The following is a 9,158-nucleotide window of genomic DNA, read 5'->3' on the forward strand; positions in this document are numbered from 1 at the left end:
CAAAGGAAGTCTGATATGGCTGATTCGACTCAAACGGTTGACTTAGATTCTACGATCGCTGCACTGCAAGGTGGAATTACATCTTTGCCTCCTGAAGCGGCAGTCGGCGCGATCGAAAGCTGGCAGTCTCAGTTGCAAGGCACTGAAATTGCAGAAACGCTGGGTCAATTAAAAATGGCGCTTGAGGGTAGCGGTACGGGTGGTTCCTCGATCGGTGGACTTCTTTCTGATCTCGGCTCTCAAACCACAACTTCTGCTGGAACTGTGACAGGTGACGCAATGTCTAAGCTGCAACAGTTAGGGCAACTTCTTTCTCAAGCCGGTAGCTCTCTCTCATAAGCTCTAGTCATTCTAGATCTTTTTGAGTCGCGTTATTTTTAACGTTTAATTCACATTAAGAACAGCAATCTAGTGATTCTTCAGATTATTTATCTCTGAGCGTTTACTAGATTGTTGTTCTTTAAACTTCTTGCAGAAGTCCGAAGATGCCCTCATCCCCAACCCCTTCTCCCAAGCTTGAGAGAAGGGGAGCTAGATTTCAGAGTCCCTCTCCCAAGGTTGGGAGAGGGATTTAGGGTGAGGGCAGAAACTTTTGTTCTTTTTATAAAAAATTATTTGAAAAACAGATTGCTGACTGTGTTGTGTAAACCTAAGAACCTGAGCAATTTAGCCATTATCGAGATTCTGCGTATTGGTGTGTATGTCCATTTTTAGAAAAGCGATTTGCTAAAATTTGTTGATACACCGCTTCATAACCATCGGTCATTTGTTTAACACCAAAGTGATTCACAACGTGATCGCGGCAGGCATTGCGATCGAGATGACTAACTCGCCCAACCGCATCAACACATTCATCCACGCTGTGGCAGAGAAACCCGGTCTCGCCGTGGACAATGATTTCAGGCGTTGAGCCAAGCTCCATCGCAATTACAGGCGTTCCGGCGACCATTGACTCAATCATCACTAGCCCAAACGGTTCGCGCCAGGTAATCGGGAATAGGGTTGCCACTGCATTTCCCATCAGGGTGTTTTTTTGAACGTGATTCGCTTCACCCAAATATTTGATTTGCTTGCCATCAATGTGAGGCTTAATTTCTTGCTCAAAATAATCGACATCGACTCGATCGACCTTTCCTGCCATTTTGAGATGCCAGCCCGATTTTTTGGCAATCTCGATCGCGAGGTGCGTTCCTTTTTCAGGAGAGATTCGCCCTAAAAAAGCCAGATAATGAGATTCATCTGGTTGAGGATAAAATTTGTGCGCTGCCGGATTGATGCCGTTATAAACCGTCGCAACATAATTCAACCCTAATCTCGGTTCTCGTTGAGTATTTGAGATACTCACATAGGGCTGATTGTGAAAATGAGTGAATAGCTTTTCGTTATCGGGCGAAAAGCCTCCATGCAAAGTGTGCACAGTCGGGGTTTTGACCAACGGCGCACAGGGCAGAGCCGCGCAGCCAATGTGAGAATGAATGATGTCAAATTCTTGCGATCGTCGATAAACATGCCCCAGTTGCAGCATCTCATAAACTGAATGCTCTTTAACTCCAGGGTCGAGGCGTAGAGCACGAGGGTGAATGGCTTCAAGATGGGCAAGACTCACAGAGTCACCCGACGCAAACAACGTGACCTCGTGTCCACGTTTCACTAATTCATCGGTCAATAAGCTGACGACTAATTCAGCTCCTCCATAAGCAGGAGGAGGCACACTCTCCCACAAAGGAGCAATTTGAGCAATCCGCATAAAAACCTCCGCGTTCATTAAAATTGGTTGTAATGATCATTACAGTTTTATAAGATAGGACGCATCTGGCTGCGGAGATAGGGAAAGTTTTTCGCTGAACGGAGCCGAAATGCCTCTTCATCAATCGGTTCCGCCCCAACTCCAGACAGGCTTGTCGCCTCGCACGAATTGTTTGAGAATCGCAGTCGTTAGGCTATTTGCATCGCTCATTCCTGTCATGTCGAGAATTAAATAGGCTTTTCCATTGACGAACCGCATTCTCAAATAGGAATGTCCTGAAAAGTCTTCATTGTCTGACTTGACAATTCGAGCGGTCGCTTTGCATTGGTCATAGCGTGGCTTAAGTTTGCCGACCCATGTGACGCTAAAATCATCGCTGCTGGCGATCGTAAAACCATCGGCGATCGCGCTCAAGTTTGCCGTGCCATCGATTGCATAGCTTCCCTCACGATAAGGTTGGAGAGTTTCAGTCACCACCACCTTTGCCGGACAGCGAACGTTGGGATCTTGAGTGTCGATCGCTTTAAACACTTTGAGATCAAGATTTGCAGCGTGGGCAGGAAGACTTGATAGCACCCATGCCACAATGCCAATTCCGATAAAAGATTGAAGTTTCATAGATAGCGCGTTAGAACGTTGAGATATCTGAGTCTTCACCAATCAGCCGCTAAATTTCGGAAAACGGCAGACTCTAGCTCTCAAAGGAGCCATATCGCTCTAACCAATCAAAGATTTCATCAAGCTGAGAGAGGGTGACCAATCCATAGTTCCAGAGAGTCATCGGCAGCAGACTAGGGGTTTGCTCAGATTGTTGCAGGGCAAACACGATCGAGGCTTGAGAAATCAAAAGTTCCTCAGTCAAAAACCGAATCAGAGGATGATTGGTTGAAATCTCCATTGCAGCCACGCTTTTCTCAACGGTTAAATGGACTTCAGAGTTCAGTTCAGAACCTGAAACAGTGTGACATCTTAGGCTTTAAAAGCGACAATGTTGCATTAATTACCTCTAGTTTTTAGTGCGAGGTTCCGCCGTGACTGTCAGCAATGCCGCAACCCAGTTATATCTCCCAGATGCCAATCTGATTCAAGCTGCACTGGAGGCGATCGATGGGTTTGCAACATCGAGTGCGCCGAGTGCCTGGGCATCTTTAGATAAAGCGACGATCGTGGCAGACGTGCGATCGCGCGTTAACGATCCGTTTCAAATCAGCCAGGGCGGGCAGCCTTTTTGCGGTCCGGCAGCCGTTTTGTTTGAGCTGGTCAGAAAACAGCCGCTTCGCTATGTGCGAATTTGTCAAAGTCTGTTTGAAACGGGCTACTTTCAAGCGGCGAGTCACTGGCTCTCGGCTCCTAATGAGCTACGACAGGCGAGTCGGGGTGACCTGCGCATGAGCCAAGCCGATTGGATGGTGTTAGCGACGCTGAGACAGTCAGAAAATTTGCTGTTTCCAGTTGAGCCAAATGCCCCTGACATGATTCGCAATCTGGCAGGAATGACTAAATCGTGGGAAATGCGCGGCTGGATCAAGGAGATTTTAGGCTACCGCAAAAGTGAGTATTATCATGCTTATTTGATGAATGACGTGAGTGCATTAAACCAGGCGGCAGCAGCGATTCAAGCAGGAGGAGTGGCGTTTGCGCTGATCACCGCCGAGGGAATGCTGCAAACCAACCCGCCGCCGATTCCGTTTCCAAGTCACTGGATTGGGCTATTAGGAAATGTGTCGGTGACGAATAGCCAGGTGAGTTTTGATATTTATACCTGGTCAAAAAAACTGCACCTCGATCTAGATTTATCGTCGTTTAAGAAATATTTTTGGGCAGCCGTCACGGGCATTCCGTAGATATGCGCCGCACCTTTAATAGTCGTCTTCAACGACATTCTCGTTGTAATGCGGAACACGTTTAGTAGTAAGATACTGAACCTATTGGGGTCATTTTTTGATTTAGCAAGGTTAAACCCTCTAAGAGTCATGAATCTTTGCTTTTATCTGCATCATTAGGGTGTTCGTCAGTTGCTCCTTTCACATGAAAAGCATTCTCTTAACGGTCATTAAAGTTCTTGCAGTCTGCATTTAAGTTGTGTTACGACATTTTTTTGAAGTCGCTCTTGCCCCATTAATTCTATCTGAGTGAAATTAGAACAAGCCCCGAGCGGGTCCATCGATCGTTTGAGGAAACTGCTGAATGTTTAGAACTAGCCGTAAATCGTACAGATCGAGCCTGTCGTCATATCAGAAAAAGAAAAAGTCTTTGCCTCGCTGGGTGATTTTGAGTGCTATTCCGATCGCGCTGATCACCCTAGAATTGTTGGCGCGGTTAATCATCGGAATGATCGGCAAAGCACCCGAACTCGCTGCCTATGATAGCGAACCGCTGAAGGTTACTGCCTACCGATTAAACTATCTCGATCAGTCTGGCGCTGCTTATGATGGGCTGCCCGATCGAGGGCGGTTAAACGCAAAACGCAGCCCTCTAATGGGCTATAAGCTGGTCGGCAGTCAAACCAACTCGTTTTGGCAAATCAATGAGCAGGGGTTTCGCGACAGTCAGCCCGTAGCACAGACAAAATCGAAAGACGAAGTGCGAATTTTTGTTTTGGGTGGCTCTACCGCCTTTGGACAGATGAGTTCTAGCAATCAAAGCACCTTTGCCACCCAGTTAGAAACCCGGCTGAATCAGCAGGTTGCCACTCAGAAGACAAATTCTGCTAAGTTTCGTCCTAATGTGCTGCCTTACTATGCCGATGAGCTAACAAAAGCGATGGCACTGCCGCCTCGCATTCGAGATAGTCGCTATCGGGTGATTGATGCCGCCGTTCCCGGCTATGCGTCTAGCAATGAGCTATCGCAACTCGCGCTTCAGGTGTTATCTTATAAGCCTGATTTTATCATTGTGATGGATGGCTATGCCGATTTGCTGTTGCCGAGCACTCAAGAGGGAGCCGATATTCCGGGCATTGAGTCGCTGTTAGATAATTCATTTGGGCATTTCACCACAGCGTTGTCAGAGCGGTTTAAGAATTGGATCAGTCAGTCATTCTTAGTTAAGAGTGTTCAGTATTGGGTGCTGCGTCCACAAGATTCTCTCAAGCTATTAATTCCTCCTGCAACAGATGATGCTCAACCCCTAGCACAAAAGCTTCCAGCGAATGCCGATGAACTCGATCGCCGCGTGTCTCGATATCGCAATAACTTAGAGCAAATTGTGCGGTTGGCATCGGCGGCAAAAATTCCGATCGTGCTGGCACTGCAACCCGAAATCACCAGCCGCAATGTCAACACCCTGGCTCCACAAGAAAAGAAGATTCTCGATCAGGTCGGACAACCCTACACCCAGCGGGTCAAAGCAGGTTACACCGAACTTCAGCGAGCGATCGCTCAAGTCAAACAGCAGTTTCCTCAGGGCGTGACAACGCTCAACTTATATGAGGGAACCAACTTTCAGGGAGAGTCTTTTTACGACACAGTGCATTTAACCGATGCCGGAAATACTGCGATCGCCAATCGGCTTTATGACACGATCGCCACCTCTCTAACGCTGCAACCCAAGCCTTACGCCGACCAATCACCTCCCGGACGCTAGAACGGTTTTAAGTGGGCAGTCGTCTAAGCTGATGTTGAGTAGTGCTGCTTGAACGATCGCTATTGCTAAGGAATAAGGATTTATTAACGTGTGATTCGTCGGGTTCGCCCCCTAAATCCCCCAGTCTGAGGGAGCCGGAGTTCAAAGTCCCCCAGATTGGGGGATTTGGGGGGTGACCGTTAGGTAGGTTAGCGTCAGTTCAAAACAGCAGGTTGTTTAATCCTCGATCCTTAGAGCGATCGTTCAAGCATTTTTTAGCTGTTCGCTTAGTATTATCAGCTACATACCTACTTACGGATAAAGGTTTGTAGTAGCAGCGTGTGAATAAGACACCATCAGCATTAGCAAAACGATGATTCCGATCGTTAGAATTGCTAGAGATCCCCAGCTTGCAGAGTCAGATCCGATCCGCTGTTTTAAGTTATTAAGCTTGTCAGACGTTGCCATATCAGTCTCTCCTTTTGCCTATACACCCGTTGTATAGAAAAAAGTTGAGGAACTTGTGAGGAACGCCATAAAGTTCGCGATTCACGAATCATAAGTTTTATCAGACTTCTGCATTCGCCAATCCCTCAGTGTCGTGTTCAGGGTTCAAATATTTTTATTGATTAGTTTTTAACGATGGTTACCTCATTATCTTTACTATAGTTATGGAGCGGTAATTTATTAACATCAGAGGTGAGTCCACTAATCTCCGATATACAAATAGTCTTTGCGTTAGCTACCTTAATTTCTTGTTGCTCCTCACGACTCAAAACTCTTCATGGATACAACTTCGTCTGCTCAAAAAGTAGCGGGACTTCACAGCGTCTCTTCAGACACGATCGAGCAACTTCAAGCAGATATTCAACGCACCTTTGGCTTCATTCCCCCGTTTTTTGCTCCTGCCATCCACACGCCTCAGATCTTTGAAAACCTTTGGCAGCAGACGCTTTCTGCTTACGTTCACAATCCTCTACCTGTCTTATTCAAGGAAAAACTATCTGCTTATCTCTCGCGGTTTTGTGCGGTTCCTTACTGCATGATTTGCTACAGTTGTTCTCTATACAGCCTGGGAACTGAGGCACGAGAAATCTTAGCGCTGCTCGAATCGCCCCCTGCGATCGAGTCCACGATTCGCGACCATTTACTTAGTCTCTCTGCCCAGCAAACCGAACTCAACAACTGGTCAGAACTCGCCCCTGACTTAGAAGCTAGTTTGCTAGCTTGTGCAACTTTTATTGCAATGGAGTCTGAGAACACAGAACCCGTGCGAACTCAGCTACGACGAGTGTTAGGAGAGACTCATTATCACTTCTTAATCACATTAATTGCCTACCTCAAAACCTGTCATATCTGGATGGAAGCTCATCCTGAAGTGAGTTATCTCGACGATCGCCGCTTTCAAAATCACTTTGAGAATTTGGTAGGCGACGAGCCAGAGCTATTAGACTTCTTCGATACTTATTGGCAGCGAGTTAAGCGTGAGCAACAAACGTGGGCAGAACAGCAAGCCGCGATCGCTGAACGCAGGCGCAATGACCTAGTTTTGAGAAAGATTGTAGAAGAAAATCTTTCTCTTGCCCGCGCAGTTGCCTCCACGACGGAGAGCGTTTTAATCACCGATCCCAATCAGCCTCATAACCCGATTATTTATGCCAATCCTGCCTTTACGCGGGTCACAGGCTATGAGGCTCAGGAAGCGATCGGGCGAAATTGCCGCTTTTTGCAAGGGGTAGACAGCGATCAGCAAGTGGTCTCTCAAGTTCGAGCCGCGATCGCCGAACAGCGCGAAATCAAAACTACGATTTTAAATTATCGCAAAAACGGTCAGCCGTTCTGGAACAGTCTAAAAATCGCCCCTGTTTGGTCTGGAGCTAAAGAACTGCTCTACTTTGTAGGCATCTCTGAAGACATTAGCGATCGTAAGCAAGCCGAGCAAAAAATTCGAGAGCAAGCCGCTCTTTTAGATGTCACGACCGACGCAATTTTCGTGCAGGATCTCTCCCACAAAATTCTATTTTGGAACCCCGGAGCCGAGCGACTCTATGGATATCGCTCTGAGGAGGCGTTAGGCAAAGATGCAACGGTTCTGCTCCATCCCGCAAAAACGACTCAACTGACTCACGCTCAAAAAACGGTGCTTGAGCAAGGCAAATGGCACAATGAACTCAATTTGATTCATCGATCGGGGAAGAAACTGGTCGTCGAGAGCCGTTGGACTTTGGTGAAAGATGAGCAAGAAAATCCCAAGTCTATCTTGGTGGTGAGCACCGACATCACCGAGAAAAAACAGCTAGAAGCACAGTTTCTGCGCGCTCAGCGCATGGAGAGCATCGGCACGCTTGCCAGCGGCATTACCCACGACTTAAACAATATTCTGACTCCGATTTTGGCGGCGGCTCAACTGCTGTTGATGAGAACAAGCTCTGAGGATGTCAAACAACGGCAGATGCTCGACATGATTCAAACCAGTGCAAATCGCGGTGCGACGTTGGTTAAGCAAGTCTTGTCTTTCGCACGAGGCATGGAGGGCAAGCGATCGCTGCTTCAAGTGCGTCACCTGATTGCTGAGATTCGACAGATTATGCAAGAGACGTTTCCGAAAGCGATCGACTTTCACCTCGATCTCGCCAGCGATCTCTGGCTTGTCACAGGAGACGCGACTCATCTCCACCAGGTTTTGATGAATCTCTGCGTCAATGCGCGGGATGCAATGCCCGAAGGCGGCACTCTGAGTCTCAGTGCTGAGAATTTGTGGATTGACGAACCCTACGCCCGCATGAACTTAGATGCTCAGGTGGGTTCCTACATTGCGGTGACGGTGGCAGACACCGGAGCGGGCATCTCGCCGGAGGTTTTAGATCGCATCTTTGAGCCATTTTTCACCACGAAAGACTTGGGCAAAGGGACTGGATTGGGGCTATCCACTGTTCTCGGCATCATCAAAAGTCATAGCGGATTCGTAACCGTGACTAGCGGAGTGGGAGAAGGCACTCAATTCAAGGTTTACTTACCTGCGGTAAAATCTGAGGAAATGCTTCAGACGCAAATCGAGGCGTTGGCGATCGGGCAGGGTGAATTAATTCTCGTCGTCGATGATGAAGCCAACATTCGAGAAGTCAGCCAAACCGTCTTGGAAACCTACAACTATCATGTGCTGACGGCGATTGATGGCATTGACGCGATCGCTCACTACGCCGAGCACAAGCGCGAAATTAATCTGGTGCTGATCGACTTGATGATGCCCGTAATGGACGGGGCTACGACGATTCGGGCATTGAGAAAGCTGAATCCGCAGGTCAAAATCGTCGCCATGAGCGGATTAGTGCCCAGCAACCAACTGCCAGTCTTGGGTTCCGAAATTCAGGCATTTCTGCCCAAACCTTACACCGCCAAAGAGTTGCTGACCTGCATTCAAGAGGTTCTAAAAAACTAACTAAACGGTTTGCTTAGGATCATAGATTAAACAAACCTGAATTCTCCCTCACCCCAGCCCTCTCCCTAAGGAGAGGGAGCAACCATCTAGTTTCCTTTCCTCCCTAAGAAGCAGGGTTAGCTCACATCTTGCACCAGTCTCAATAAGGTAAGGGGAGAGGCTTGACGAGGATTTCAAACCCCAGGTCATCCGCAAGTTTCCGGTGCGTTTGAATCTGATGTAATAGCTTGATCCATAGGACTTGAGGCAAAAGTTCTGCCATCGCTTGGGCACTGACTTCCCCCCAATCCAGCGGTGCCCAGTTTGGGAACGTTCGAGAGACCCAATGGGCAAGCAGGTAAGCAATGAGGGATAACAACAACCAGCGATAAATGCCCAGCCGAGTCTTCTGACCAAAGCAATGGAGTC

8 protein-coding genes and 1 pseudogene are annotated in these 9,158 nt (G+C 47.8%); 4 read left to right on the forward strand and 5 right to left on the reverse strand.

Features of this window, described 5'->3' with window-relative positions; translation table 11 throughout:
* Positions 1 to 15 precede the first annotated feature (15 nt).
* Positions 16 to 339, forward strand: a complete 324-nt coding sequence (locus A8707_RS07445) for a hypothetical protein (RefSeq protein ID WP_068816169.1) — start codon at positions 16 to 18, stop codon at positions 337 to 339.
* 334 nt (positions 340 to 673) lie between these two features.
* Here A8707_RS07445 and A8707_RS07450 read toward each other — a convergent pair whose 3' ends face one another.
* The 3 genes from A8707_RS07450 to A8707_RS07460 form a co-directional block, all read right to left on the reverse strand.
* Complete coding sequence (locus A8707_RS07450; RefSeq protein WP_068816170.1) at positions 674 to 1,747, reverse strand: glycosyltransferase family 4 protein; 1,074 nt, start codon at positions 1,745 to 1,747, stop codon at positions 674 to 676.
* Positions 1,748 to 1,867: 120 nt separating this feature from the next.
* Positions 1,868 to 2,365: a hypothetical protein gene (locus A8707_RS07455; RefSeq protein WP_068816171.1), complete on the reverse strand. Its 498-nt coding sequence runs from the start codon at positions 2,363 to 2,365 to the stop codon at positions 1,868 to 1,870.
* A 73-nt stretch (positions 2,366 to 2,438) separates the two neighbouring features.
* Complete coding sequence (locus A8707_RS07460) at positions 2,439 to 2,645, reverse strand: DUF2949 domain-containing protein (RefSeq protein ID WP_068816172.1); 207 nt, start codon at positions 2,643 to 2,645, stop codon at positions 2,439 to 2,441.
* 133 nt (positions 2,646 to 2,778) lie between these two features.
* Here A8707_RS07460 and A8707_RS07465 point away from each other — a divergent pair, with 133 nt between their 5' ends.
* The gene (locus tag A8707_RS07465) at positions 2,779 to 3,591 is read left to right on the forward strand and encodes a hypothetical protein (protein ID WP_068816188.1); all 813 of its coding nucleotides are present in this window, start codon (positions 2,779 to 2,781) and stop codon (positions 3,589 to 3,591) included.
* Between the two features lie 343 nt (positions 3,592 to 3,934).
* Positions 3,935 to 5,332, forward strand: a complete 1,398-nt coding sequence (locus tag A8707_RS07470; RefSeq protein ID WP_068816173.1) for an SGNH/GDSL hydrolase family protein — start codon at positions 3,935 to 3,937, stop codon at positions 5,330 to 5,332.
* 291 nt (positions 5,333 to 5,623) lie between these two features.
* On the opposite strand, the gene A8707_RS27950 is transcribed toward A8707_RS07470, so the two are convergent.
* Entirely contained in the window at positions 5,624 to 5,779 is a 156-nt protein-coding gene (locus A8707_RS27950) for a hypothetical protein (protein WP_156518411.1), read from the reverse strand.
* A 316-nt stretch (positions 5,780 to 6,095) separates the two neighbouring features.
* Here A8707_RS27950 and A8707_RS07475 point away from each other — a divergent pair, with 316 nt between their 5' ends.
* Positions 6,096 to 8,750 (forward strand): hybrid sensor histidine kinase/response regulator, encoded by a 2,655-nt coding sequence (locus A8707_RS07475; protein ID WP_068816174.1) that lies wholly within the window; start codon positions 6,096 to 6,098, stop codon positions 8,748 to 8,750.
* Positions 8,751 to 8,889: 139 nt separating this feature from the next.
* Here the strand turns inward: A8707_RS07475 and A8707_RS28985 are convergent.
* Positions 8,890 to 9,158: pseudogene (locus A8707_RS28985) on the reverse strand (hypothetical protein); the annotation flags it as partial.

Source organism: Phormidesmis priestleyi BC1401, from assembly GCF_001650195.1.
In the GTDB taxonomy this organism is placed as follows: Bacteria; Cyanobacteriota; Cyanobacteriia; order Leptolyngbyales; family Leptolyngbyaceae; genus Phormidesmis_A; species Phormidesmis_A priestleyi_B.